The organism is Lysobacter terrae, assembly GCF_054782215.1.
On the sequence record NZ_BAAGSX010000008.1, the window covers coordinates 474,524 to 499,152 of the forward strand.

Here is a 24,629-nt window from a genome sequence, read left to right on the forward strand (position 1 = left end):
AGTTTGTCCGCAGCAGGCAACAAAAAAGCCGGCGATCGCCGGCTTCCTTGTGCGCGTTCTGCGCGAATTATTTGAGCGTCCTCTCGAACAGCTCATAGATGCGCCGGTATTCGTCGTACCACGCATCCGGATGGGTGAAGCCGTGTCGTTCCAGCGGATACGGCGCGATCTCCCACTTGTCCTTGCGCAGTTCGATCAGGCGCTGGGTCAGCATGACCGAATCCTTGAAGAAGACGTTGTCGTCGATCATGCCGTGCGCGATCAGCAGGTTGTCCTGCAGCTTGTCCGCGTACTCGATCGGCGAGGACACCTTGTACGCCTCCGGGTCGAGCTCCGGCGTGTTGAGGATGTTGCTGGTGTATTCGTGGTTGTACTGCGACCAGTCCGCCACCGGGCGCAGCGCCGCGCCGGCCTTGAACGTGCCCGGCGAGCGGAACAGCGCCATGAAGGTCATGAAGCCGCCATAGGAGCCGCCGTAGATGCCTGCGTGATCGCGGTCGCCCTGCTTGTTGGCGACGACCCAGTCGAGGCCATCCAGGTAATCCTCGAGCTCCGGGTGACCCATGTTGCGGTAGATCGCGGTACGCCAGTCGCGGCCGTAGCCTTCCGAGCCGCGGTAATCCAGCTCGAGCACGATGTAGCCGTTCTGCACCAGCAGGTTGTGGAACATCTGCTCGCGGAAGTAGTTCGGGTAGCGCTCGAACGTGTTCTGCAGGTAGCCGGCACCGTGCACGAACATAACGATCGGATACTTCTTGCCGGGCTCGGGCGTCGTCGGTCCGTAGAACTTGCCCCACACCGTGCCGGCGCCGTGCTTGCTGGGCACCTGCACGTATTCGGGCTGGATCCACTCGCGCGACTTGAAGCCGTCCTTGCGCGTGTCGGTGAGCTGGCGCGCTTCACCGCCCTGGGCGGCGACCACCGACAACTGCGCCGGCATGTAACTGCGCGAATGGCGCACCAGCAGCTGGCGGCCGTCAGGCGACAGCGTGAAATCCTCGACGCCGCCGAGATTGGTGACTTCGTGCAGGTCCTTGCCGTTGCGGTTGGCCGCACAGACTTCATAGCGCCCCGGCCACTTGCGGTTGCAGAGGAAATAGAAGGTCGAGCCGTCCGGCGACAGCTGCGGCGCCGACACTTCCCACTTGCCCGAGGTCAGCGCGCGCGGCGTGCCGCCGTCGCTGAGGTACAGGTGCGAATAGCCGCTCTGCTCCGACAGCAGCCAGAGCTGTCCGTCGGGCGTCCAGCCGAATTCGTTGAAGCCCCAGTTGATCCAGGCCGGATCGGTGAGGCGATGACGCGGCTGCAGCTTCGCGTTGGCCAGGTCGACCGTGGCGATCCAGCGATCCTTGTTGTCGATCGCGCGGATCATCACCGCGGCGCTGCGGCCGTCGTCGCTCCAGCGGATCGAGGGTGGGCCGCTGTTGTCGCCGCTGGTGAGCACCTGCACGTCGCGATTGCCCTTGAGCGCGTCCTGCTTGGCGGCCTTGCGCAGCGCGGCGAGCGGGTCGTCCTGGATGCCGGGGAGGGCATCGAACTTGAGTTCGCTGACCTTGGCGTTCGCCACGTCGACCAGCCACAGCTTCTGCGGCACCGGCGCGTTGCGGCCGACGCGGGTGCGCACTTCCTCGAATTCCTCGTAACCCGATTCGGTCACGTACTTGGGCATCTTGCCGGCCTGGCCGGCGTCGGGATCCTTGGCGGTGGTCACCACCAGCAGCCAGCGCGCGTCGGGCGAAAGCAGGCTGTCGACGATGGCGACGTCGTTACCCAGGTAGGCGGGCAGCGGTGCGCGCGAGGGGTCCTCGCTGCGCCACTTTTCGTCCTGCTCGCGCGCGGCGTCGCGGCGATCCTTGTCGTCCTTCAGGGTGCGGATCATACGCAGCTGGCGTTCGCGCAGATCGTCTGCTTTGGGTGCCGCGCCCGGGTCCTTCTCCGCCTTGACGATCGCGGCCTGGGTGACGCCGGTGCCGGCGCGCCACTGATACCAGTCGTTGCCGACGCGGAAGACCAGGTTGCCCTCGCGGCTCCACTGCGGCAGCGCTTCGGCGACGTCGGTGCGCGTCACCTGGGTCAGCGCGCCATTGCGCAGGTCGCGGACGAAGACGTCGCCGCTGCGCACGAAGGCCATGCGCGCATGCGCCGCATCGAAGGCGGGATTGGCGGCATCGAGCTGCGCGCGCGCCGCGCCGTCGACCTTCTGCGCCGCGCCGCCATCGACCCCTTGCCGATACGTATCGCGGATGGCGGCGCCTTCGCGCTTGAGCAGGTATTGCACCTGCTTGCCGTCCCAGGACCACCACGCCTGTTCGACCGGCGGCCCGATCCAGTCGGGGTCGGCCATGGCCTGGTCGAGGGTGATAGGGGTTTGCGCGAAGGCGGAGGAGGCGAGCAGCAGAGCGGCGGGAAGCGGCAGCAGACGGCGCATGGGATCGACAGATGGGAAGACCGGCGGAGGTTAGCAGCCGGACCCGCCGGCGACCGGGCCAAAGGTCATGAACCGCGGCCATGGCGGTGCAGTGCACAGGACCGGCAAGGCCTTTGACTGCTACGGTCCGGCCAGGCGGCATCTGCTCCTGTTCGCGGGCGCTGTCGCGGCGCACAATATCCAGCCGCGGCCACCCCACGTGCCGCGGAGACCTCACGTGGATGCAGAGCCGCTGTCGACGGTGCTGTCGCCGTTGTTCCTGTCGCGGATCCAGTTCGGATTCGTCATTTCCTGCCACATCCTGTTTCCGGCCTTCACCATCGGCCTGGCGAGCTGGCTGGCCTTCCTCGAATTCCGCTGGCTGCGCACGCGCGATACGGTGTGGCGCGATCTGTATTTCTTCTGGCTGAAGGTCTTCGCCGTGTCCTTCGGCATGGGCGTGGTCAGCGGCATCGTCATGAGTTTCCAGTTCGGCACGAACTGGGCGGTGTTGAGCGAGAAGGCCGGCAGCATCCTCGGACCGCTGCTGTCGTACGAAGTGCTGACGGCGTTCTTCCTGGAAGCGACGTTCCTTGGCGTGATGCTGTTCGGCGCCAAGCGCGTGCCGGAGAAGCTGCACTTCCTCGCCACCTGCATGGTCGCGCTGGGCACGTTGATCTCCACGTTCTGGATCATCTCGGCCAACAGCTGGATGCAGACGCCGCAGGGCTACACGCTCACCGCCGAAGGCGTGTTCGAGCCGGCGAGCTGGTGGGCGATCGTGTTCAACCCGTCGTTCCCGTTCCGGCTCGCGCATATGGTGCTGGCGGCCTTCATCACCACCTGCCTGGTGATCGGCGGCGTCAGCGCGGGATACCTGCGTCGCGGCGTGCACGTCGAAGCCGGGCGGCGGATGTTGAAGCTCGCGGTGGTGTTCGCGGCGATCGCGGTGCCGGTGCAGATCTTCGTCGGCGACCAGCACGGCCTCAACGTCGGCGAGCACCAGCCGGTCAAGCTGGCGGCGATGGAGGGGCATTGGGAAGCGGGCACTCCGGGCGAAGGCGTGCCGCTGGTGCTGTTCGCGCTGCCCAACCAGAAGGCCGAGCGCAACGATTACGAAGTCGCCGTGCCCAAGCTCGGCAGCCTGATCCTGACCCACTCGATCGACGGCGAGATCCAGCCGCTCAAGGCGGTGCCCGCCAACGACCGTCCGCCGGTCGCGCCGGTGTTCTTCGCTTTCCGCGTGATGGTCGGCCTGGGCACGCTGATGCTGCTGCTGGTACTGGCCTCACTGTGGATGTGGCGGCGCAAGCGGCTGTTCGACTCGCCTTGGCTGTTAAACGGTTGGCGCGCGATGACCTTCGCCGGTTTCGTTGCGCTGCTGGCCGGCTGGTACGTGGTCGAGATCGGTCGCCAGCCGTATGTGATCTACGGCCTGCTGCGCACCGCCGATGCGGTGACGCCGACGCTGGCCACGGGCAGCGTGGCGACCTCGCTGCTGGTCTTCGCCGCGGTGTACTTCACCGTGTTCGGCGCCGGCATCTGGTACCTGCTGAAGCTGATCCGCAAGGGACCGCAGCCGCACGAGCCGATGCCTGAAAGCCACGCCGGCGAACGCACGCCCGCGCGTCCGCTGTCGGTCGGCGACCGAATGTCCGACGACGCCACCCCGGAGCGCGCGCCATGAGCCTGGAAACCGTGCTGCCCGTGGTGTGGTTCGGCGTGATCGGCTTCGGCGTGCTGATGTACGTGCTGCTCGATGGCTTTGTGCTCGGGCTCGGCATCCTCGCGCCCTTCGCCGAGGACGAGCACCAGCTCGATCACATGATGAATACCGCCGCGCCGATCTGGGACGGCAACGAGACCTGGCTGGTGCTCGGCGGCGTCGGCTTGCTCGCGGCGTTTCCCAAGGCCTATGCCGTGGTGCTGTCGGCGCTGTATCTGCCGGTGCTGTTGATGCTGATCGCGCTGGTGTTCCGCGGCGTCGCCTTCGAGTTCCGCTTCAAGGCGACGCGGGCGAAACCGGCGTGGGGCGCGGCGTTCGCGCTGGGCTCGATGTTCGCCGCCTTCGCGCAGGGCGTGATCCTGGGCGCGCTGGTGGAAGGCATGCCGCTGCAGGGCGGCAAGTACGTCGGCGGTGCGTTCGGCTGGTTCAGTCCGTTCTCGATGCTCACCGGCGTGGCGGTGGTGTTCGGCTATGCCTTGCTCGGTTCGACCTGGCTGATCCTCAAGACCGAGGGCCGCATGCAGGCGATCGCGCGCACGCTGACGCGGCCGCTGGTGCTGGTGGTGGTGGCCTTCATGGGCCTGGTCAGCGCGTGGCTGCCGTTCCTGGACTCGCGGATCATGGCGCGCTGGTTCGAAGGCGGAAACTTCTGGTGGCTGGCGCCGGTGCCGCTGCTGGCGCTGCTCAACGCCTTCGCGCTGTGGCAGGCGACGATGCGGCAGGGGCGCGATGTGGCGCCGTTCCTGCTGACGCTGTGCTTCTTCGTGCTCGGTTTCGCCGGGCTGGTGCTGGGCATCTGGCCGAACATCGTGCCGCCGAGCCTGTCGATCTGGGATGCGGCGTCGCCACCGTCGTCGCAGGGTTTCGTCGGCGTGGGCCTGATCGTGCTGCTACCGGCGATCCTCGGCTACACGTGGTGGTCGTACCGCGTGTTCAAGGGCAAGGTCGCGGCCGACGCTGGCTATCACTGAGGCGCGCGGCCGGCGACGCGCCGGCGAACGTTCTGAAAAAACGCCTGAACGTGGGCACTTTCGGCGTGAAAGTGCTCCCCATGCGGATGGGGACGGTTATGCTGTGTGCGTTGTCACACTGCGAGTCCGTCCCCCGATCGCATGCAAGCCTACGTCTACAAAAGCCTCCGCAAAGCCGACACCTACGTGTATCTGGGCGCGCGCGACGATTTCGCGCGCCTGCCGGATCCCGTGCGCAGCCAGTTGGGCAGCCTGCAGTTCGTGCTCGAATTGGCGCTGACGCCGGAGCGCAAGCTCGCCCGTGAAGACGTGGCCGTGGTGCGCGAAAACATCGTCGCGCGCGGCTTCCATCTGCAATTTCCACCGGCGGTCGAAGAGCCGGCCGTCGACAAGCTCAAGACCTTCGGCGTGAAGGAAGAGGACTGGGGCACCGATGCCTGAGGCCATCGTGGTAACGACCGGATCGCAGGCCGGTGCGCCGGACGCGGCGCCGCGTCCGCGTGGACTGGTCTGGGCCGCCCTTGCCGCCGGCGTCGCGCTGACCGCGCTGTCCGGTTTCGGCGGCCCGGCCGCGGTGGCCGCGGTGCTGGCGCAGCCCGCGTTCGCGTTGGCGGTCGCGCAGCTACGCGGGCGCAGCGTCGCCTCGCCGCGCGCCTGGCTCGTGGAAGCCGGTTGGCTGGCGCTGCCGTGGTGCGTCGCCGCCGCGCTGACGTTCGCGGTAGTCGCCTGGCCGCTGGGCGCCTTGATCGATGGCGGTTCGCTCACCGCGGCGCTAGGCCTGAGCTTCATGGCCGCCGTGGTGCTGCTGGCGCTGTGGCGGCTGTGGCCGCTGTGGCACGGCATGGAAACCGAAGGCGGACGCCCCTCGCGCCACTGGCAGGAACTGGGTGAGCTCGATCCGGGCGCCTGGCGTGGACTCGGCGTGGCGGGCAGCGTCGCGCTCGTCCTGGCGGCGGTAGTGGTGCTGGCATGGCCAGGCGTTCTGGGCGCTACCGCCCGTTGGACGCTGGCGGCCGCGCTCGCGGTTGCCTCGCCCTTGTTGCATGGGTGGCTGCAGCGCACGGCGCCCGCCGACGCCTTGCCCGAACACGAAGAACCCGTCGCCGAAGCCGACACCGAGAGCGCCACCGAACTCCCGCTCGGCAGCCTGCCGCTGGAAGCCGAGCTCTACGCCGCCGCCCGCGTCGGGCGCGTCGAACAGGCACTGCAGCTGATCGATGCCGGTGCCGACGTGCACGCCCCGCCGCCGATGGACGACCGCGATCAGCGCAGTCTGGCCGTGCTCGCCGCGGTGCTGCCGGACCTGCGTTTACTGCGTGTATTGATCGCGCACGGCATCGATCTCAACGCCACCCACGCCGGCATGACCCCGCTGCTCGCCGCCACGCGCGACAGCTGGCATGGCCGTCCGGATGCGGTGATGACGCTGCTCGCCAACGGCGCTGATCCGCGCGCCGTCGACCACGACGGCAACACCGCGCTGCACCATGCGGCGCGCAGTTCCGATCCGGGCGTGGCCGCGTTGCTGCGCGACGCGGCGGCGCAGATCGACGCCTTGAACGTCGACGGACTCTCGCCGCTGGGCGTCGCCTGCGCCGTCGGCAACTGGCGCCTGGCGAAGTTCCTGCTCGAACGCGGCGCGAAGCCGGAACCTGCCGGTGGCCAGCCCGCGCTGCTCGCCGCCGCCGGTACCGAGGAAGACGATGCCGCCGGCGTGCAGTTGCTGTTGAAGCAGAAGGCCAAGGTCGACGCGCGCGACGCGCACGGCCGTAGCGCGCTGCACGAAGCCGCATACGCCGGCCATGCCGATATCGTCGAAGTCCTGCTCGCCGCCAGCGCGGATGCCGCGGCCGTCGATCGCTTCGCCCGCACGCCGGTGCTGGAAGCGGCGCGCGGTGGCCGGCTGATGGTGCTGGAACGTCTGCTCTCGCATCTGCCCAAGGGCGGGGCGACTGAAGCCGCCGCCGTGGATGCGCACGGTCGCGGCGCGCTGATGCTCGCGGCGATGTCGGAGAACGCGACGCCGTTGTTGATCGAACGTCTGCTCTCGCTCGGTCTGGATCCGGATGCGCGCGACTTCGACGACAAGCGCGCGATCGATCGCGCCGCCGAAGCCGGACGCTGGGCCTTGGTCGCCGCGCTCGACCGCGCCTATCCCTTGCCGTCGGCGGTCAGCGATGCGGCCGAGTCGCCCGACGCGCCGCTACCGGATCGCGCGCCGGCCGCGCTGCTGCGCGAAGGCCTGCACGAGCGTCGCGGCGGCGAACTGGGCGGTCTGGCGCAATTGCTCGCTCCTGCGGAACTGGGCGCGCTGCTGCACGATGAACCGCCCGCGCCAAGCGCGGAACAGATCGAACGCCTGCTCGCCTGGGGCGCCGACCCCTACGTGCGGGATGCGCAGGGCGATACGCCGCTGTTCGCGCTGCTCGCCCGTGGCCCGGTGGCCTTGCCTTCGCTGCAGGCGCTGCTGCGCCGTGGGGTATCGCCGGCAGGTACCGGCGGTCTCGCCCGCTTCCTCGCCGCGTGCTCGGCCAGCGAGCAGGCCGCGCGCGGCCTCGAATACTTCGCATTGGATCTGCTTGAACGCGGCGCCGATCCGTTCGCGCCTTCGCCGGCCGGCGATCCACCGCTCGCGCTAGCGGTGCGGCTGGGCTGGTCGCGCCTGGTCGAGCGCCTGCTGGCGATCGGCGTCAGCCTCGACGGCCGCGACAGTCACGGCATGAGCGCGCTGCATCTGGCCGCGGCGCTCGGCCGCGAAGCCGTGCTGAAGAAACTGGTCGCGCACGGTGCCGCGCCCGACTTGCTCGCCGCGGACGGACAGACGCCACTGGGCGTGGCCTTGTCGTCGGGTCGCCGCGATCTGGCCGACTGGCTCGACTGGCGCGGTTGGCCGCTGCCCAAGCGCCCGTTGCGTGCGCAGGACGTACCCGCGGCGGCGATCGTCGGCGATGCGGATGCCGTGCGCCGCTTGCTCGACCTCGGCCTGCCGGTGGATGCCGCCGACAGCCAGGGTTGCAGCGCGCTGTTGCGCGCGGCGGGCGGTGGACATCGCGCCGTGGTCGATCTATTGCTCGCACGCGGTGCCGATCCGCAACTGGCCGCGAACTCCGGCGCCACGCCGCTGTCGGCGGCGGTGAGCATGCGCCACGTCGAAGTCGTAGATCGCCTGATCGCCGCCGGCGTCTCGCTCGAACAACGCCTGCCCGGCGATCTGACCGTGCTCATGGTCGCCTGTGCGCTGGGCCTGCCGGACATGGCCGCGCGCCTGCTTTCGGCCGGCGCCAACGTGCGCGCCACCGACGCTCAGGGTCGCACCGCACTGCATTGCGCGGCGATGTTCGGCTTCACCGCACGTGAGCGTGCGCGCCTGGTCGCCCTGCTCGACACGCTGCTGCTGGCCGGCGCGGATGCCGATCAGCTGGCGGCCGGTGCGACGCCGCTGCTGCTGTTGCTGGGCGCGCGCGCCGAACCGGGTTCGGCCGCGGACGAAGACGTGCTGCTGGCCGGCATCGACCAGTTGCTCGATCACGATGCGCGCCTGGATGCCCAGGATCCGCGTGGTTTCGGTCCCCTGCATCTGGCCGCGTTGCACGGACTGATGCGCGTCGTGCTCAAGCTGCTGCGAGCGGGCGCGGATCCTTCTCAGCGCGACACGCTCAACCGCACGCCGCGCGAGATCGCGGTGATGCGCGGCTTCGTCGATATCGCCGCGGAACTCGCGCCGACTCCGGTCGCGCCGGGGCAGGATGTTTCGATGGCGCGCTTCCTGCGCGATCGCTGAGTCCCAGCCCGTCGCGATCGTGACGGGCTCGGAGTTTCCGGTAACTCAGGGGTTCGAAGACTCGGACGTTTCGCGCGCGGGCTTGTCCGCGACGATGTCGCCGAGCACGCCTTCGCCCATGTCGGCGCTGAACAGGTCTTCGAGTTCGCGGCGCGCGTCCTGTACGGTCTGCTTCAGCGCGTCCTCGTCGTCGCGCACTTCGTACTGCGCTTTCAGCAGGCGCTCGTCGTGCTCGTGGAAGCGCTTGGCGTGCTGGCGCGCGATGTCCGCGGGGATGCCCAGTTCCACCAGCACCTGCTCGCCCAGCTTGAGGCTGGAAAAGTAAGTCTCGCGCATCACCTTCGCCCCCAGGTCCATGAGCTCCCACGCGTGGCGGCGGTCGCGGGCGCGTGCGAACACTGTCGCTTCCGGGTAGAGGCGGCGGATCACCTCGACGGTCTGCAGGTTCTGTTCCTGGTTGTCGATGGCGACGACGAACACCTTGACCCCGGCCGCGCCCGCCGAGCGCAGCAGATCGGGTTTGGCCGGATCTCCGTAGTAGATGAGGTTGCCGAAGCGCCGCGAGAAGTCGACCTGTTCGATGTCGTTCTCGATCGCGATGAACGACGTGCGGTGCGCGGCCAGCAGGCGCGCGACGATCTGGCCGAAGCGGCCGAAACCGGCGATGAGTACTTGCGGCTGCGTATCCGGGATGACGTCGAACGCGCGCTTGGGCTTGGCGACCGGATGCGCGGCCAGCAGGCGCGAGATCGCGATCACCAATATAGGCGTCAGCGCCATCGACAGGCCGACCGCCGCGACGAGACGGTCGCGCAGGGCATTGTCGAAGATGCCCGCCTTCACCGCGTCGCCGAACACGACGAAGGCGAATTCGCCGCCCAGCGCCAGCACTGCGGCCAACTGCAGCGACTCGCGCCGGTTCAAACCGCCCGGTCCCAAGCCGACGCCGATCAGCAGCACGAACTTGATCGCCATGAAGGCGACGACTATCCCGGCGATCAGCCACGGCTCGGCGAGCACACGCTGCACGTCGATGCTCATGCCCACGGCCATGAAGAACAGGCCGAGCAGCAGGCCCTTGAACGGATCGATCTGCGATTCGAGCTCGTGGCGGAATTCGGAATCCGCCAGCAGCACGCCGGCGAGGAACGCGCCCAGGCCCGCCGACAGCCCGGCCAGTTCCATCACCCACGCCGCGCCCAGTACCGCGAGCAACGCCGCGCCGGTGAACACTTCCGGCATCTGCGTGCGCGCGACAATGCGGAACATATGCCGCAACACGATGCGGCCGCCGAGCACGACCACCGCGATCGCCACCACCGCCTTGAGCACGGCGATACCGATCGGCTCGCCGCCCTGTTGGTGCGCGTGGCCGAGCAAGGGGATCGCCGCAAGCAACGGAATCGCGGCCAGGTCCTGGAACAGCAGGATCGCGAAGGCGAGGCGTCCGTGCTCGCTGCGCAATGCCTTGCGCTCCGACAACAATTGCAGGCAAACCGCGGTCGAAGACAAGGCCAGGCCCAGGCCCGCGACCAGCGCCGCCTTCCAGTCGACGCCGTCGCTCAACTTCGCGTCGCCCAGCAGGCTTGCACCGAGCATCGCCGCCACCGCGAGCGCGAGTCCTGTGACCAGGACCTGCGCACCGCCCGCGCCGAATACCGGCTTGCGCATGACCCGCAGGCGCGACGGCGACAACTCCAGGCCGATGACGAAGAGCATCATCACCACGCCGATCTCCGAGGCGGTCAGCACCCGGTCGGCATTGCGCACCACGCCCAGGCCATGCGGCCCCAGCGCCACGCCCGCCGCCAGATAGCCCAGCACCGCGCCCAGGCCGAAGCGCCGGAACACCGGCACCGCGATCACCGCGGCGAGCAGGAAGACCAGGGCTAGTTCGAGACCACCGCCGTGCATGCAGACACCTCCGTTGTGGCGATTATGCCGCCGCCAAGCGGCTATGCTTCGATCTACCAACGCAAGGAGCAGGGAATGAACGCGTTCGCACGAGCAGGAATCGCCAGGACCGTCCTGGCAGCAGCGGCATTGCTGGTCAGCACCGTGGCGTGGGCGGGCGGGCCCGGAGCCGTGCGCAAGCAGATCGAATCCACGATGCTGGTCACCGGCAAGATCCAGCTGGACACGCGGGGCAAGGTCACGACCTATTCGCTGGATCACGAAGAGAAACTGCCGCGCGGCATCGTGGCCTTTCTCGCCAAGGCGGTGCCGGCGTGGGAGTTCAAGCCGGTGGTCATCGACGGCCGCGCGGTGAATGCGATCGCCAGCATGAATATCCGCCTGGTGGCGAACCGCGCCGATGACGGCAATTACCTCGTGAAAGTCCGGGGCGCGTCCTTCGGCGATGAGGACGTCAAGCCGGAAGAGGACGTGCGTTCCATCAGCATGGCGCCTCCGAACTATCCCGACAGTGCCGCGAGGGCAGGCGTAGCCGGTTCGGTCTATCTCCTGGTCAAGGTGGGGCGCGAGGGCAAGGTGGTGGATGTCGTCACCGAACAGGTCAACCTGCGCTGGATCGCGAGCGAGAACGAGATGACGCGCTGGCGCAAAATCCTGGCCGACACGTCGATGCGGCAGGCGCGGAAGTGGAGCTTCACCCCGCCGAGCAAGGGCGAGGCGGCGGATGATCCGTTCTGGGTCGTGCGCGTACCGGTGGTTTACTCGTTCGAAGATCCCAAAACGATTGCGGGTCGCTATGGCACCTGGGAGTCGTACGTTCCCGGCCCTCGCCAGCGCGATCCGTGGAGCGATGAAGACGAAGGCGTTGCCTTCAGTCCGGATACGCTGCCTGCCGGCGGTTCGTATCGGGCCGGTTCGGGGCTGAAGCTGCTGACCGATCTGTCCGAGATCTGATCGGGCCGCCAGGTCCGGCGAAGCCGGGCCTGGAAGCGGCGACAGATCCGCGTCTGGCGGGGTGAGGCGCCTGCGAATTTCCGCTCCGAGTCAGTGACGAAGCGCAAATGCCGCCTGGGCCGGGACGCCTCCCGTGCGGGCTACAATCGCTGCGACACCCTCCAGCGACCCGCCATGTCCACTGCGCACCAGCTCCAACGTCGACAGGTCCTCAAGGCCATGGTGGCCGCCGCCGCGTTGCCGACGGGCCTGGCCGCTTGCGGAAGCGAGTCCGCGTCGGATGCGCTGGTGGTAGGCGGCCTGCCGGTCACCTGCAACCTCACCTTGCCCGTCGCGTGCGTGGCGCACGGCAAGGCCATGAACGCGTCCGGCGGGAAAGGCACCGCATTCCAGTTCAGCAAGTACAGCGGCTGGCCGGAGATCAAGGAATCGCTGATGGCCGGACGGATCCAGGCCGCCTACATGCTGGCGCCGCTGGTCATGGACCTGGCCGACAAGAAGATTCCGGTGAAGATCGTCTCGCTCGGCCATCGTTCCGGCGCGGTCATCATGGTGCGCACGGATTCGCCGTATCAGCACTTCCGCCAGCTCGCCGGCAAGCGCATCGCCATTCCCAGCCGCTTCGCGGTGGACTTCCTCTTCCTGCGCAAGATGCTGAAGCAGGAAGGCATGACGCCGGCCGACATCGAGATCGTGGAAATGCCGCCGCCGGACATGCCGGCCGCGCTGTACGCGAATGCCGTCGACGCCTACTGCACCGGCGAGCCGTTCGGCGCGGCCGCGCAGCACGCCGGCTACGGGCGCCCGCTGCGCATGACCCGCGACGAGTGGCGCAACTACATCTGTTGCGTGCTGACCGTGCGCGAGGAACTGATCCAGTCCAATCGTCCGCTGGTGCAGGAGCTGGTCAACTACGTCATGGGCGCCGGGCAATGGCTCGACGCGCGCCAGGCCAATCGCGAAACGGCCGTCGGCATCGCCGCTGGGCGCGAGTACTTCAACCAGGATCCCAACATCATCCGCTTCGTCATGGAGAACCCGACCGACCGGGTGACCTACGGCGACTTGCGGATGATCCGCAGCGAGTTCGAGGAATTGATGCACCTGTCCATGGACGCGGGGACCATCAAGCACCCCATCGCCTACGAAACCTACATGGACGAGAGCTTCGCCCGGGCCGCGCGCCCGGCGGCGATCAACCTGTGATCGCAGGGTGCACCCGATGAGCCGTCGTTTCCTTTGTCTGTCGATTGCGCTGCTGTCGCTCGCATGGGCGACGCTGGCTGCGGCGGCGGAACCCGCGCCGCTCAAGGCCGGCGTGTTCGATCCGCCCGCCGCTGCGCCGGAACTGTCGCTGCAGGCATCGACCGGCGGCACGCTTTCGCTGGCGCACTACCGGGGTCGTGTCGTCCTGTTGGAATTCGGTTTCACCAACTGCCCGAAGGTCTGTCCGACGACGCTCGCCACGCTGGCGCAGGTGCGCAAGCGGCTCGGCGCCGACGCGCGCGATCTGCAGGTGGTCTTCGTCACCGTCGACCCGGAGCGCGACAACGCGCAGCAGATGCGCGCCTATCTGCATGGTTTCGACCCGAGCTTCGTCGGCGGCACGGGCACGCCCGCGCAGCTCGCGGAAGTGCGCAAGCACTACGGCGTGATGGCGCAGCGCAAGAACGTCGGCGACAGCTATACCGTGGGCCACTCGTCGTCGGTGTTTCTGATCGATCGCAAGGGCCGCCTGCGCGGAATGATGCCGTACGGGCAGCCGCCCGCCGATTACCTTCACGACGTCAGGGCGCTACTTGCCGAATGACTCTTGGCCGAATGACGTCGCGAACCATGAGCCTGTGCGGATGTATGCCATGAGCCGCCGTATCCGATTCGGAGTGGTTGCCCTGGTTGCCGCTGTCGTTCTCGCGGCCGCCTGGGCGGCATTGGCGCCTGTGCCCGTTCCGGCTTCGCGTGAACAGGCCTTCGTCATCCCAAAAGGCACCTGGCAACGCAGGATGGCCGGCGAACGCATCGAGATCCTGCCGCAGCAGATCCGCCTCACCCTCGGGATCAACGACGTCCTGTTGCTGCAGAACCACGATACGGTGCCGCAGACGTTCGGGCCGGCGCTGTTGATGCCGGGGCAGAATTTCCGCCTGCCGTTCGAGCTCGCCTCCGAGTACCAGTTCGCCTGCAGTGCGCACGCCAGCGGGCAGATGACGATCGTGGTCGATCCGTACCCGGACTCGGCGTGGGGCAGGCTGCGCTGGCGGACCAGGCGACTGCTCGACGCGATCACCACGCGAACGCATCCGACGACGCATCAAGCGACGCAGGCGCAACCTTCCACATGAGTCTCGACATGGGTTCCAACGCATGAACAGGTTGCGGCAGTCGCTGCCGGGCATCGTGATCATCCTCGTGCTGCTGGCGGCCTGGTGGGCCGCGGTCGGGGCCACGCGCAGCGTGATCTTCCCGACGCCGTGGCAGGTCGTCACCGGCACCATCGAGCTGGTGCGCGACGGCACGCTGTGGCAACACATCGGCGCTTCGCTCGGCCGCGTCGGCACCGGCTTCGGGCTCGCCGTGTTGGTGGGCGTACCGCTGGGCCTGTGGATGGGCTGGGTGCAGGGCGCGCACGACACGCTGAATCCGCTCTTCCAGATCCTGCGGCCGATTTCCCCGATCGCGTGGATTCCGATCGCGATCCTCTGGTTCGGCGTGGGCAACGCATCGCCGATCTATCTGATCTTCATCTCTTCGGTGTTCCCGATGGTGCTGCAGACGGTGGCCGGCGTGCACACCATCGAGAAGCGCTATCTGCGCGCCGCCGAAAACTTCGGCGTGTCCCGCTACACCCTGTTTTCCAAGGTCGTCATCCCGGCGACGCTGCCGCAGATCATCGTCGGCATGCGCATCGGCCTGGGCGTGGCCTGGCTGGTAGTCGTCGCCGCCGAGATGATCGCGCTGCGCTCGGGGCTGGGCTACCTCATCATCGACTCGCGCAACGCCGGCAACCGCTACGACCTGGTGGTCGCCGGCATGATCATCATCGGCCTGATCGGCCTGCTGCTGGATGGACTGATGCGTTTGCTGGAAGGAGCGAAAATCGTGCGGTGGCGCTATGCCCACTAAGGCTTCAGCCCACAAGATCGAGGTCGTTGGCCTCAAGAAGAGCTTCGCCACCGACAAGGGCAGGCTGCCGGTGGTGGACGACGTGAGCCTGCAGGTCGGCGACGGCGAGTTCATCGCGATAGTCGGGCCCTCCGGCTGCGGCAAGTCCACGCTGATGCGGATGATCGCCGGCTTCATCGCACCGGACGAAGGGCGTATCGAGATCGATGGCGTGTCGCGCCAGAAGCCCAGCGCGCAGGGCATCCTCATCTCGCAGCATGGTTCGGTGTTCCCATGGCTCACGGTGCGGCAGAACCTGATGTTCGGCCTCGACGACGAGCGCCATAAAGGCGACAAGGCGCAGATCGCGGACCACTATGCCGACATCGTCGGACTGAAGGGCTTCGAGGCCAGTTACCCGCATGAGCTTTCCGGCGGCATGCTCAAGCGCGTCGAACTCGCGCGCGCGCTGGCGGTGAAGCCGGAGATCCTCTACATGGACGAGCCGTTCTCCGCGCTCGACGCGCTGACCAGCCTGCGCATGCGCAACGAGCTGCTGCGGATCCTCGCCCAGGAGCGGCATACGGTCCTGCTGATCACCCACGACGTGGAAGAGGCGATCCACCTCGCCGACCGCGTCATGGTGCTGTCGCAGCGGCCGACCCGGATCCAGGCGACGTTCGAGGTGAAGCTGCCGCATCCGCGCAAGCTCACCAGTCCCGAAGTGCAGCAGCTGCGAGTGGCGATCCTTAGGGAGCTCGGCGTCCAGACCGATCCGGTCGAGCAGCCGGTTGGCGCGGAAGTGTAGGCAGCACCGCTTTTAGACTTTTTTGGATTGCCCTTTGCCAACGCGCCCGAGATGCATGGGAGGGCAGGCGGTGCCGGTGGGTAGGCGCGACTGTTCAGCGGCATGGATGCCGCTGCCAAGCCTCCATGGACGGATTCACGGCGTGTCGCGACTGCCCACCGGTGCCGCCTGCCCGCGCGCGATCGCTCCACCGCCGACAGCACTTTCGTCGTCATGCTCTGTAATCGTTTGCAGCAGGGGCCTCTACAGCCTCAGTATTAGGCTGTTCGGATGTCTTCGTCGGCCTCTTCGATGCGTACTCCCGCTTCCCTGCTGGTGATCTTCGGCGCTACCGGTGACTTGGCGCAGCGCATGCTGTTCCCGTCGCTGTATGGATTGCAGGCGGATGGCCTGCTGCCGGCGGCCATGCGCATCCTCGGCACCGGCCGCACGGAAACCGATGGCGACGGTTTCCGCGCGCAGATCGGCGATGCGATTCGCCGCAACGTCACGGCCGGCGAATGCAACGAAGCGACGCTGCAGGCGTTGCTCAGCCGTATCGACTATCTCGCCGCGGACACCGGCGATGCCGCATCGCTGGAGCAGCTGGGTGCGCGCATCCGCGCCGCGCGCGGTGACGGCGACGTCGTCTATCACCTCAGCACCGCGCCGCGCTTCTACGCGCCGATCTGCGAAGCGCTGGGCCGCATGGAACTGGCCGGCCCCGGCACGCGGGTGATGCTGGAAAAGCCCCTCGGCCACGATCTGTCCAGCGCGACGGCGATCAACGACGACGTCACCCGCTTCTTCGACGAGGAGCGCGTATTCCGCGTCGATCATTACCTGGGCAAGGAAGGCGTGCAGAACCTGCTCGCCCTGCGCTTCGGCAACGCGTTGTTCGAGCCGCTGTGGAACGCGCGCCACATCGAGCATGTACAGATCACCGTAGCCGAAACCGTGGGCGTTGAAGGCCGCGGCGACTACTACGACCACTCCGGCGCCATGCGCGACATGCTGCAGAACCACATGCTGCAGCTGTTGTGCCTGACCGCCATGGAGCCGCCGGCGCAGTTCGAGCCCTCGGCGGTGCGCAACGAGAAGATCAAAGTCCTGCAATCGCTGCGCCCGATCGGCCGCAACGACGTGGTGAGCGAAACCGTCGCCGGCCAGTACACAGCGGGTGCGGTCGATGGGCAGGTGGTGCCGGGTTATCTCGACGAACTTGGTCGCCCCAGTCGTACCGAAACCTTCGTCGCCCTGCGTGCGCACGTCGACAACTGGCGCTGGTCGGGCGTGCCGTTCTATCTGCGCACCGGCAAGCGCATGCCGGCGCGGCGCACCGAGATCCACCTGCAGTTCCGCGCCGTGCCGCATTCGATCTTCGCCGGCGCGCATATGGAGCCCAATGCGCTCACTATCCTTTTGCAGCCGGACGAACGCATCGAGCTGCGGCTGATGAGCAAGACGCCGGGCCTGGACCGCGGCGGCGTGCGCCTGTCGCAGGTCGCGCTCGATCTGGACATGCACGAGGAGTTCGCCGCGATCCGCCGCCGTCCCGCGTACGAGCGTCTGTATCTCGACGCGATCGAAGGCAACGGCACCTTGTTCGTGCGTCGCGACGAAACCGAAGCCGCCTGGAAATGGGTCGACGCGATCATCGACGGCTGGCGCAGCGCCGACGTCACGCCGCGCCCGTACCCGGCCGGCACCTGGGGGCCCGCCGCCGCGGTGGCGATGGCGGAGCGGCACGGACATACCTGGCGCGATTGAGGCATTGACGATGGGTGGAAGCGCGCAGATGGCCTGGATCGAACATCGTTATCCCGATGCTCAAGCGCTCGCCGCCGCGCTCGCCGCGCGCCTGGAAGACGTGCTGCGCGAAGCGATCGCGTCGCGCGGCCACGCCATGCTCGCGCTCGCCGGCGGACGGACACCGTTCCCCGCGTATCGCGCGCTGGCCGCGCGCCCGCTGGAGTGGCGCAAGGTGGTACTGATGCCCACCGACGAGCGTTGCGTGCCGCACGACCATCCCGCTTGCAACCTGCGCGAGATGCGCGACGCGTTCGCGGCGGCCGATGGCGTGCGCTTTGCCTCGCTCACCGTTGAAGACGGCGATCCGGGGCGTTCGGCGGTGCACGCGGGTACGCTGTTGTCGCAGCACGCCGGGGCCTTCGATGCGGTGGTGCTGGGCATGGGCGGCGATGCCCATACCGCCTCGCTGTTTCCGGGTGCGGTCGACCTCGACGCGGCCATCGACCCCATGAGCAGCGTGGACACTTGCCGAATCGATCCCGAACCGCTGCCGCCGGAAGCGCCGTTCCCTCGTATTACCCTGACCGCCGCACGCCTGTTGCGGACCCGCAGCATCCACCTTGCCCTTACCGGCGCCGGCAAACTCGCGGTCCTGCGCGAGGCGCAGGCATCGCAGGATGCACTGCGCTATCCGGTTGCGGCGATCCTGCATGCCGCGCATGCGCCCGCCGCCGTGAATATCCACTGGAGCGAATGATGTCGTTGCATCCCGTTACCCAACGCGTTACCGAACGCATCGCGGAGCGCAGCCGCGCAACGCGGAGCGATTACCTCGCGCGCATGGAAGCCGCTCGTGAAACCTCGCCGGCGCGCACGCGCCTGAGCTGCGGCAACCTGGCGCATGGATTCGCCGCCGCGGGCGAAGACAAGTCGCGCCTGCGCGGCGCGAAAGGCGGCAACGTCGGCATCGTCACCGCGTTCAACGACATGCTGTCGGCGCACCAGCCGTATGAGCCGTACCCGGCGTTGATCCGCATGGCCGCGCGCAATGCCGGCGGCAGCGCGCAGGTGGCGGGCGGCGTGCCGGCGATGTGCGACGGCGTGACCCAGGGCCGCGTCGGCATGGAGATGTCGCTGTTCTCGCGCGACACCATTGCCTTGGCGACGGCGGTGGCGCTGACGCACGACATGTTCGATGCGGTGCTGTGCCTGGGCATCTGCGACAAGATCGTGCCCGGTCTGCTGATCGGCGCGTTGAGTTTCGGCCATCTGCCGATGGTGATGGTGCCCGGCGGCCCGATGCCGAGTGGCCTGCCGAACAAGGAGAAGGCTGCGGTGCGCCAGCGCTACGCCGAAGGCAAGGCGACGCGTGAAGAATTGCTCGACGCCGAGGCCGCGTCCTATCACTCGCCCGGCACGTGCACGTTCTACGGCACGGCCAATTCCAATCAGATGATGATGGAAGCCATGGGCCTGCACATGCCAGGCGCCGCCTTCATCCATCCATACACCCCGCTGCGCGACGCACTGACCGTCGCCGCGACCGAACAGGCGTTACGCATCACCGCGCTGGGCGACGACTACCGTCCGCTCGCGCATACCCTCGATGAGAAGGCGATCGTCAATGCAATGGTTGCGCTCGCCACCACCGGCGGTTCCACCAACCATGCGATCCACCTCGTCGCCATCGCTCGCGCGGCGGGGCTGATCATCGACTGGGACGATCTGGACGAACTGTCGCGCGTCACGCCACTGCTGGCGCGCATCTATCCGAACGGCAGCGCCGACGTGAACGGCTTCCACGAGGCCGGCGGCGTCGGTTTCGTCATTCGCGAGCTGCTCGATGCCGGGCTGATGCACGAAGACATTCTCTGCATTCACGGCGGCAGCCTGCGCCAGCAGATGCTCGAACCCTACCTGGACGGCACCACGCTGCGCTGGCGCGAACCGCCGGCGCAGACGCGCGATGCGACCATTCTGCGTCCGGTCGCCGAACCCTTCGATCACGAAGGCGGCCTGCGCCGCCTGCAGGGCAATCTCGGCCGCGCGGTGGCGAAGATCTCGGCGGTGGCGCCGGAATACCGAAAGATCAGCGCGCCGGCCAAGGTCTTCGACGGACAGGATGCGATGCTCGATGCGTTCAAGCGTGGCGAACTGGAAGGCGATTTCGTCGCCGTCGTCCGCGGCCAGGGCCCGCGCGCCAACGGCATGCCGGAACTGCACAAGCTCACGCCGACATTGTCTGTGCTCCAGGATCGCGGCCAGCGCATCGCGCTGCTTACCGACGGACGCATGTCCGGCGCTTCGGGCAAGGTGCTTGCGGCGATCCATGTATCACCCGAAGCGGCCGACGCCGGCGCCATCGCCAGGATCCGCAGCGGCGACACGATCCGTATCGACGCCGACGCCGGCACGATGGACGCGCTGGTCGACGCGGCGGAGTGGAACGCGCGCACGCCCGAATTCGCATCGCTGCAACCCAACCGCACCGGCCTGGGCCGCGAGCTGTTCGCGCTGATGCGTACGCAGGTCGGCACGGCGGAGCAGGGCGGTTGCAGCCTGTTCGTGGCGGAAGCGCCATGAATCCGGCGTCGCATGCGCTGATCGCCGACATCGGCGGCACCAATGCGCGCTTCGCATTGACCGACCTGGGCGCGGAGATCCCGGAAATCATCGAGCCGCGCTCTCTGCCGACCGCGAAGTTCGCCAGCCTGCAGCACGCCGCCGAGCACTACCTCGCCGAAGTGGGTGCGAACCCACAGCGCGCGGCGATCGCCGTCGCCAGTCCGGTGCACAGCGAAGAGATTCGCCTCACCAACCGTGCCTGGTCGTTCACCCGCGGCGAGCTCAAGCACGCACTGGGGCTGCAGCAGCTATCCGTGATCAACGATTTCGGCGCGGTGTCCTGGGCGATCCCCGCACTGCAGCCGAGCGAATACGTGACCCTGCACGGCCGCGACGACGCGCCGCTGAAGGGGCCGGTCAGCGTGATCGGGCCGGGTACCGGCCTGGGCGTTGCCTTGCTGGTCGGCGATGCGCGTCGCGGTTGGGACGTCGTCGAAACCGAAGGCGGCCACGTGAGCTTCGCGCCGCTGGGCGACGAAGAACTAATGATCGCGCGCTGGCTCACCGCGCGCTTCGGTCGTTGTTCGACCGAACGCGTGCTGTGCGGCGCCGGCCTTTCGCATGTCGATGCGATCCTGCGCAGCGACGGCAACGCGCCGCACGAAGTGGCCTTGCGCGACCCGGCCGAGATAGTCGGGGCCGCGTTGGAAGGCCACGACGTGGTCGCGCGCCGCGCACTGGCGCGCTTCTGCGCCGTGCTCGGCAGCGTCGCCGGCGACACCGGCCTGATCCACGGCGCACGCACGGTGATGATCGCCGGCGGCATGGTGCCGCGCTTCATTCCGTTCCTGCGCAGCAGCGCCTTCCGCGAGCGCTTCCTCGCCAAGGGCCGCTTCGTCGCCTATCTCGAATCGATGACGATCCGCGTCATCACCCATCCCAACCCCGGCCTGCTCGGAGCGGCGGTCGCCGCGCGCCAGGCGCTTCCGACGGACCCCACGCCATGAGCACGACTCCCGCCATCCTCCACGCCGAGCGCATCGATCAGACGCTATCTCGCGCACCGGTAGTGCCCGTGCTCAGCATCGCCCGCATCGAAGACGCCGTGCCGCTGGCGCGCGCGCTCGTCGCAGGCGGCCTGCCGGTGCTGGAAGTGACCCTGCGCACCGAAGCCGCGATCGGCGCGATCCGCGCGATCCGCGAGCAAGTGCCCGAAGCGAGCGTCGGAGCCGGCACCGTGCTGACCGCGCGCGATCTCTCCGCGGTGGAAGCCGCGGGCGCGACCTTCGCGATTTCGCCTGGCGCGACCGATGCGTTGTACGCCGCGGCCGGCGACGCGCAGATTCCGCTGCTGCCGGGCATTGCGACGGCAAGCGAGCTGATGCACGGCCTCGAGCTGGGCTACCAGCGCTTCAAGTTCTTCCCCGCCGAATCCAGCGGCGGCATAGCCGCATTGAAGTCCTTCGCCGGCCCGTTCGCGCAGGCGAAGTTCTGCCCTACCGGCGGCATCGATATCGCCAAGGCGCCCGCCTATCTCGCGCTGCCTAACGTGATGACCATCGGCGGTTCTTGGATGGTGCCGGCCGATGCGCTTGCGAACGGCGATTGGCAGCGCATTACCGATCTGGCTCGTGAAGCGGCAGCGCTGCGGGTGCGGTAGAGGCAACAGCAAATGGATCCCGGCTTGCGCCGGGATGACGAGCAAAAGCGACGGCAATAAGGCCAAAAAAGAAAAACCCTTGCCGGTGGAGAGCGCCGGCAAGGGTTTTGTCTAACGGAGGCCCTTAGCTTGATTAGAACTTGTAGTTCACGCCGAACAGGTAAGTGCGGCCGTATTCGAAGAACTCACGAGGACGGCCGTCGCTGAATTCCGACTTGAACGGCTCGTTCTCGATGTTGTTGATCTGCAACAGGAACGACAGGTTCTCGAGCGGGCCGGACTGGAAGGCATAGCCGAGCTGCACGTCGGTCACCTTCTCGCCCTGGAAGAACTTGATCGTCCGATCGCCGCCGAAGCCTTCAACCTCACCACGGAAGTCCGAACGGCTACGCTGGCTGACGCGCGCAGAGAAGCCCCATCGTTCGAAGTACACAGTCGCGTTGGACACGTACTTCGACAGGCCCGGCAGGGTCTCCGACGGATTACCCGGCGTCGGCTCGATAGAGCTGTCGACTTCGGAGTAGTTGGCCTGGATGCCGAAGCCTTCCAGCGGCGACCACAGCATTTCCAGCGGAACCGACACGGCGACTTCGAAGCCCTTGAGCGTTCCGCCCTCGCCGTTGACCGGCTGGGTGAACGTACCAATCGAAGAGGCCGGAACCGGGCCGGTGATCGGCACTGCTGGCAGCGTGCTGAAATCGAAGTCGGTAGCTTCGTTGCGGACGTAGGTCTTCAGGTCCTTGTAGAAGTATCCGGCGCTGACATAGCCCTTGTGCGCGAAGTACTTCTCATAGCTCAGGTCGAATGCGTCGGCCTTCCACGGACGCAGTTCCGGATTGCCGCCGCTGCCCTCGTACACCGGGCAAGGACGGATCTGGCCGGCAGGGCATGTGACCGGGTTGAGGTTGATGCTGTAGTTTGCGTTGCCACGCATCTGATCCATGCGAGGACGCGCAATCTGACGGCCAGCGCCGAAGCGCAGGAACTGGTCGTACGCGAACTCCGCCTTGAGGTTCAGGCTGGGCAGGTAGTCGGTGTAGTTCGTGCCGCGGGTAGCCGGCTGATCCAGCGTGACGCCCTGGAACGTGGACACGCCGCTGGATTCCTGTTCGACGTTTACCGCCTGTACGCCAACGTTGCCGCGGATCGGCACGGAACCGATGTTGAAGTCGAGGTTGCCCTGCACGTAGAACGTGCCGACGCGTTCCTTCACTTCCCAGTTCTTGTTGTTGATGTCGCCGTTGTTGACGTTGGCGCGCTGGAAGTAAATAGAGTTGAACGCGGCCAATGCGTCATAGCCGTACAGCCCGGTCAGGCCAGCGAAATTGAACGATGAAGTGGTCGCCAGATTGGTCGGCATCGGCGCTTCCAGTCCGCGGGCGCAGTCAGCGCGCAGGCAGAGGAAGTGTTCGTCCGAGGAGCGGCTCTTGGTGCGATCCGTGAGGTTTGCGCCGAACTTGAGGCTGCTCAGTGCGCCGCTATCGAACGAGCGTTCCAGGTCGAAGCGGATCGAGGTCAAATCGTCCTTGACCTCGAAGTCCTTGATGTAGCCGTCCTGTCCCCACCCGCCGGCATCAGTCAGACGCAGGATGCTGGGATCGCTGTAGTCGTAGCCGAAATCGAAGTCGAAGAAGCCATCGGGATTGAAGCGGATGCTGACGGTATCGCCCGGCACACCAGCCGCAAGACCGGCGTAGGTTTCAAGAACGCGCTCTTCGCGCTTGGCGCTGGAGTTGCTGATGTCGGCCGTCAACGTCCAGTTCTCGTTGAGCTTCAGCTTGTGGTTCCAGCCGATGGAGAACAGGTCGTCCTTCGCAGCGTTGTAGTCGTTGCGCAAAACCGGATCGAAGTTGTTGAACGTGGCTTCGATTGCGGTGCCGTTGGCGTCATTCGTACGGCTCACGGGCTGGCCGGGTGGGCCGAACACGAGGCCGAACTCCATGCCGCGCTTGACCTCTTCCTTATCGAACTTCGAATAGAAGACGTCCAGGCGCGTGGAGTACATGTCGTTCGGACGGAACTCCAGCACACCCATGAAGCCGTCGCGGGTGTTGTCGTTGTCGATCTCGTACAACTTGCCGCCGCCGAGCGTGCCGTTGTCGTAGCCCCAGGCTTCGAACTGCGTGCCCTGAACGGGGTTGTTCAAGCGGGCATAGCCCAGCGCGAGACCGACGGTCCGGTCGGCGAACTGGTCGATGTACGAAAGGCTGAAGCGGCTGCCGTGCTCGTTGTTGCCATTGAGCTTGTTCATGTCGCCACGAACGTTCACGGCGATCGTGCGATCGGCGAACGACAGCGGGCTGACGGTCTGCAGGTCGACGGTGCCCGACAGGCCCTGGCCGATCAGCGAGGCGTCCTGGGTCTTGTAGACGACGACCTGATTCATCAGCTCGGACGGGTACTGGTCGAACTCGACGCCGCGGTTGTTGCCGAGGCTGACCTGTTCGCGCCCGTTGAGCGTGGTCGTGGAGAAGTCGCCGGAGAAGCCGCGGATATTGATTTCCTGCGGGCGTCCGCCGAAGCGCTGGGCGGTCAGGCCCGGGAGGCGCGCGATGGAGTCGGCGATCGAGGTGTCGGGCAACTTGCCGACGTCTTCGGCCGAAATGGCTTCGACGATCGACGAGTTGGACTGCTTGGTTTCGATCGCGTTCTCGATGCCGCGACGGATGCCGGTGACGACCACCGTATCCAGGGTCTTCGCATCGGTCTTCGCCTGGCCTTGCTGCGCTTGCTCGTCGGCCGTCTGCGCATGCGCGCCCGCCGCAAGCATCATCGTGGCCGACGCCAATGCGACGCTCAGCAGGTTTCTCTTGAACTGCACCATCACTCCCCCTCCGGAATGAAACTTTCTTATGTTCGTCGGCCGCATGTCGCCATGCGCACCGCTCTTGTATGCGCATGCGGCCGCACATGGGCCAAGCGCAGACCGATGGTAGTCCGGGGCACTCCTGCACAAATTCCGATGCATACGTATTCATGCAAAAGTGCAGGCAAAACCGACATTTACGTA

The 24,629-nt window shown here is 67.1% G+C and carries 18 protein-coding genes; 15 read left to right on the forward strand and 3 right to left on the reverse strand.

The window, feature by feature from the left end; genetic code table 11:
• Window positions 1-67: 67 nt before the first annotated feature.
• Window positions 68-2,428 (reverse strand): S9 family peptidase, encoded by a 2,361-nt coding sequence (locus tag ACYVJ8_RS13855; protein ID WP_460713355.1) that lies wholly within the window; start codon window positions 2,426-2,428, stop codon window positions 68-70.
• A 244-nt stretch (window positions 2,429-2,672) separates the two neighbouring features.
• Between ACYVJ8_RS13855 and ACYVJ8_RS13860 the strand changes: the two genes are divergently transcribed.
• From ACYVJ8_RS13860 to ACYVJ8_RS13875, 4 genes are all read left to right on the forward strand, one after another.
• Window positions 2,673-4,094 carry a cytochrome ubiquinol oxidase subunit I gene (locus tag ACYVJ8_RS13860; RefSeq protein ID WP_460713756.1) on the forward strand — a complete coding sequence of 474 codons (1,422 nt, stop codon included), beginning with the start codon at window positions 2,673-2,675 and terminating at the stop codon, window positions 4,092-4,094.
• Window positions 4,091-5,104 (forward strand): cytochrome d ubiquinol oxidase subunit II, encoded by a 1,014-nt coding sequence (gene cydB / locus ACYVJ8_RS13865; protein WP_460713357.1) that lies wholly within the window; start codon window positions 4,091-4,093, stop codon window positions 5,102-5,104. The genes ACYVJ8_RS13860 and cydB overlap by 4 nt, the downstream gene beginning before the upstream one ends.
• Window positions 5,105-5,245: 141 nt before the next feature.
• A complete protein-coding gene (locus tag ACYVJ8_RS13870) occupies window positions 5,246-5,545 on the forward strand; it encodes a YcgL domain-containing protein (protein WP_460713359.1) in 300 nt (99 codons plus the stop codon).
• The gene (locus ACYVJ8_RS13875; protein ID WP_460713361.1) at window positions 5,538-8,885 is read left to right on the forward strand and encodes an ankyrin repeat domain-containing protein; all 3,348 of its coding nucleotides are present in this window, start codon (window positions 5,538-5,540) and stop codon (window positions 8,883-8,885) included. Before ACYVJ8_RS13870 ends, ACYVJ8_RS13875 begins: the two co-directional genes overlap by 8 nt.
• A gap of 45 nt (window positions 8,886-8,930) precedes the next feature.
• Here the strand turns inward: ACYVJ8_RS13875 and ACYVJ8_RS13880 are convergent, their stop codons facing one another.
• Window positions 8,931-10,799, reverse strand: coding sequence for a monovalent cation:proton antiporter-2 (CPA2) family protein (locus ACYVJ8_RS13880; protein WP_460713363.1), 1,869 nt, complete (start codon window positions 10,797-10,799; stop codon window positions 8,931-8,933).
• A 75-nt stretch (window positions 10,800-10,874) separates the two neighbouring features.
• Between ACYVJ8_RS13880 and ACYVJ8_RS13885 the strand changes: the two genes are divergently transcribed.
• The 11 genes from ACYVJ8_RS13885 to ACYVJ8_RS13935 all read left to right on the forward strand — a co-directional run bounded on the left by ACYVJ8_RS13885 (window position 10,875) and on the right by ACYVJ8_RS13935 (window position 21,619).
• On the forward strand, window positions 10,875-11,753 hold the full coding sequence (locus ACYVJ8_RS13885; RefSeq protein WP_460713365.1) for an energy transducer TonB: 879 nt from the start codon (window positions 10,875-10,877) through the stop codon (window positions 11,751-11,753).
• A 174-nt stretch (window positions 11,754-11,927) separates the two neighbouring features.
• On the forward strand, window positions 11,928-12,959 hold the full coding sequence (locus ACYVJ8_RS13890) for an ABC transporter substrate-binding protein (protein ID WP_460713367.1): 1,032 nt from the start codon (window positions 11,928-11,930) through the stop codon (window positions 12,957-12,959).
• 16 nt (window positions 12,960-12,975) lie between these two features.
• Complete coding sequence (locus tag ACYVJ8_RS13895) at window positions 12,976-13,563, forward strand: SCO family protein (RefSeq protein ID WP_460713369.1); 588 nt, start codon at window positions 12,976-12,978, stop codon at window positions 13,561-13,563.
• Window positions 13,564-13,612: 49 nt separating this feature from the next.
• Window positions 13,613-14,095 carry a cupredoxin domain-containing protein gene (locus ACYVJ8_RS13900; RefSeq protein ID WP_460713371.1) on the forward strand — a complete coding sequence of 161 codons (483 nt, stop codon included), beginning with the start codon at window positions 13,613-13,615 and terminating at the stop codon, window positions 14,093-14,095.
• Window positions 14,096-14,117: 22 nt separating this feature from the next.
• Window positions 14,118-14,876 carry an ABC transporter permease gene (locus ACYVJ8_RS13905; RefSeq protein ID WP_460713373.1) on the forward strand — a complete coding sequence of 253 codons (759 nt, stop codon included), beginning with the start codon at window positions 14,118-14,120 and terminating at the stop codon, window positions 14,874-14,876.
• Window positions 14,866-15,663, forward strand: a complete 798-nt coding sequence (locus ACYVJ8_RS13910; protein WP_460713375.1) for an ABC transporter ATP-binding protein — start codon at window positions 14,866-14,868, stop codon at window positions 15,661-15,663. Before ACYVJ8_RS13905 ends, ACYVJ8_RS13910 begins: the two co-directional genes overlap by 11 nt.
• Before the next feature lie 291 nt (window positions 15,664-15,954).
• Window positions 15,955-17,412: a glucose-6-phosphate dehydrogenase gene (gene zwf, locus ACYVJ8_RS13915; protein WP_460713377.1), complete on the forward strand. Its 1,458-nt coding sequence runs from the start codon at window positions 15,955-15,957 to the stop codon at window positions 17,410-17,412.
• A 28-nt stretch (window positions 17,413-17,440) separates the two neighbouring features.
• Entirely contained in the window at window positions 17,441-18,151 is a 711-nt protein-coding gene (gene pgl / locus ACYVJ8_RS13920) for a 6-phosphogluconolactonase (protein WP_460713379.1), read from the forward strand.
• The gene (gene edd, locus ACYVJ8_RS13925; protein WP_460713381.1) at window positions 18,151-19,977 is read left to right on the forward strand and encodes a phosphogluconate dehydratase; all 1,827 of its coding nucleotides are present in this window, start codon (window positions 18,151-18,153) and stop codon (window positions 19,975-19,977) included. The genes pgl and edd overlap by 1 nt, the downstream gene beginning before the upstream one ends.
• A complete protein-coding gene (gene glk / locus ACYVJ8_RS13930; protein ID WP_460713383.1) occupies window positions 19,974-20,966 on the forward strand; it encodes a glucokinase in 993 nt (330 codons plus the stop codon). The genes edd and glk overlap by 4 nt, the downstream gene beginning before the upstream one ends.
• Window positions 20,963-21,619 carry a bifunctional 4-hydroxy-2-oxoglutarate aldolase/2-dehydro-3-deoxy-phosphogluconate aldolase gene (locus tag ACYVJ8_RS13935; RefSeq protein WP_460713385.1) on the forward strand — a complete coding sequence of 219 codons (657 nt, stop codon included), beginning with the start codon at window positions 20,963-20,965 and terminating at the stop codon, window positions 21,617-21,619. The genes glk and ACYVJ8_RS13935 overlap by 4 nt, the downstream gene beginning before the upstream one ends.
• A gap of 133 nt (window positions 21,620-21,752) precedes the next feature.
• Here the strand turns inward: ACYVJ8_RS13935 and ACYVJ8_RS13940 are convergent, their stop codons facing one another.
• On the reverse strand, window positions 21,753-24,443 hold the full coding sequence (locus ACYVJ8_RS13940; protein WP_460713387.1) for a TonB-dependent receptor: 2,691 nt from the start codon (window positions 24,441-24,443) through the stop codon (window positions 21,753-21,755).
• Window positions 24,444-24,629 lie beyond the last annotated feature (186 nt).

Bases quoted from the DNA above. Each gene is read 5' to 3' on its own strand.
- ACYVJ8_RS13900 (WP_460713371.1), top strand. From the start codon at position 13,613: ATGAGCCGCCGTATCCGATTCGGAGTGGTTGCCCTGGTTGCCGCTGTC.
- ACYVJ8_RS13890 (WP_460713367.1), top strand. From the start codon at position 11,928: ATGTCCACTGCGCACCAGCTCCAACGTCGACAGGTCCTCAAGGCCATG.
- pgl (WP_460713379.1), top strand. From the start codon at position 17,441: ATGGCCTGGATCGAACATCGTTATCCCGATGCTCAAGCGCTCGCCGCC.
- zwf (WP_460713377.1), top strand. From the start codon at position 15,955: ATGCGTACTCCCGCTTCCCTGCTGGTGATCTTCGGCGCTACCGGTGAC.
- ACYVJ8_RS13935 (WP_460713385.1), top strand. From the start codon at position 20,963: ATGAGCACGACTCCCGCCATCCTCCACGCCGAGCGCATCGATCAGACG.
- ACYVJ8_RS13870 (WP_460713359.1), top strand. From the start codon at position 5,246: ATGCAAGCCTACGTCTACAAAAGCCTCCGCAAAGCCGACACCTACGTG.
- cydB (WP_460713357.1), top strand. From the start codon at position 4,091: ATGAGCCTGGAAACCGTGCTGCCCGTGGTGTGGTTCGGCGTGATCGGC.
- ACYVJ8_RS13910 (WP_460713375.1), top strand. From the start codon at position 14,866: ATGCCCACTAAGGCTTCAGCCCACAAGATCGAGGTCGTTGGCCTCAAG.
- ACYVJ8_RS13880 (WP_460713363.1), bottom strand. From the start codon at position 10,799: ATGCACGGCGGTGGTCTCGAACTAGCCCTGGTCTTCCTGCTCGCCGCG.
- ACYVJ8_RS13895 (WP_460713369.1), top strand. From the start codon at position 12,976: ATGAGCCGTCGTTTCCTTTGTCTGTCGATTGCGCTGCTGTCGCTCGCA.
- glk (WP_460713383.1), top strand. From the start codon at position 19,974: ATGAATCCGGCGTCGCATGCGCTGATCGCCGACATCGGCGGCACCAAT.
- edd (WP_460713381.1), top strand. From the start codon at position 18,151: ATGTCGTTGCATCCCGTTACCCAACGCGTTACCGAACGCATCGCGGAG.
- ACYVJ8_RS13905 (WP_460713373.1), top strand. From the start codon at position 14,118: ATGAACAGGTTGCGGCAGTCGCTGCCGGGCATCGTGATCATCCTCGTG.
- ACYVJ8_RS13855 (WP_460713355.1), bottom strand. From the start codon at position 2,428: ATGCGCCGTCTGCTGCCGCTTCCCGCCGCTCTGCTGCTCGCCTCCTCC.
- ACYVJ8_RS13875 (WP_460713361.1), top strand. From the start codon at position 5,538: ATGCCTGAGGCCATCGTGGTAACGACCGGATCGCAGGCCGGTGCGCCG.
- ACYVJ8_RS13885 (WP_460713365.1), top strand. From the start codon at position 10,875: ATGAACGCGTTCGCACGAGCAGGAATCGCCAGGACCGTCCTGGCAGCA.
- ACYVJ8_RS13940 (WP_460713387.1), bottom strand. From the start codon at position 24,443: ATGGTGCAGTTCAAGAGAAACCTGCTGAGCGTCGCATTGGCGTCGGCC.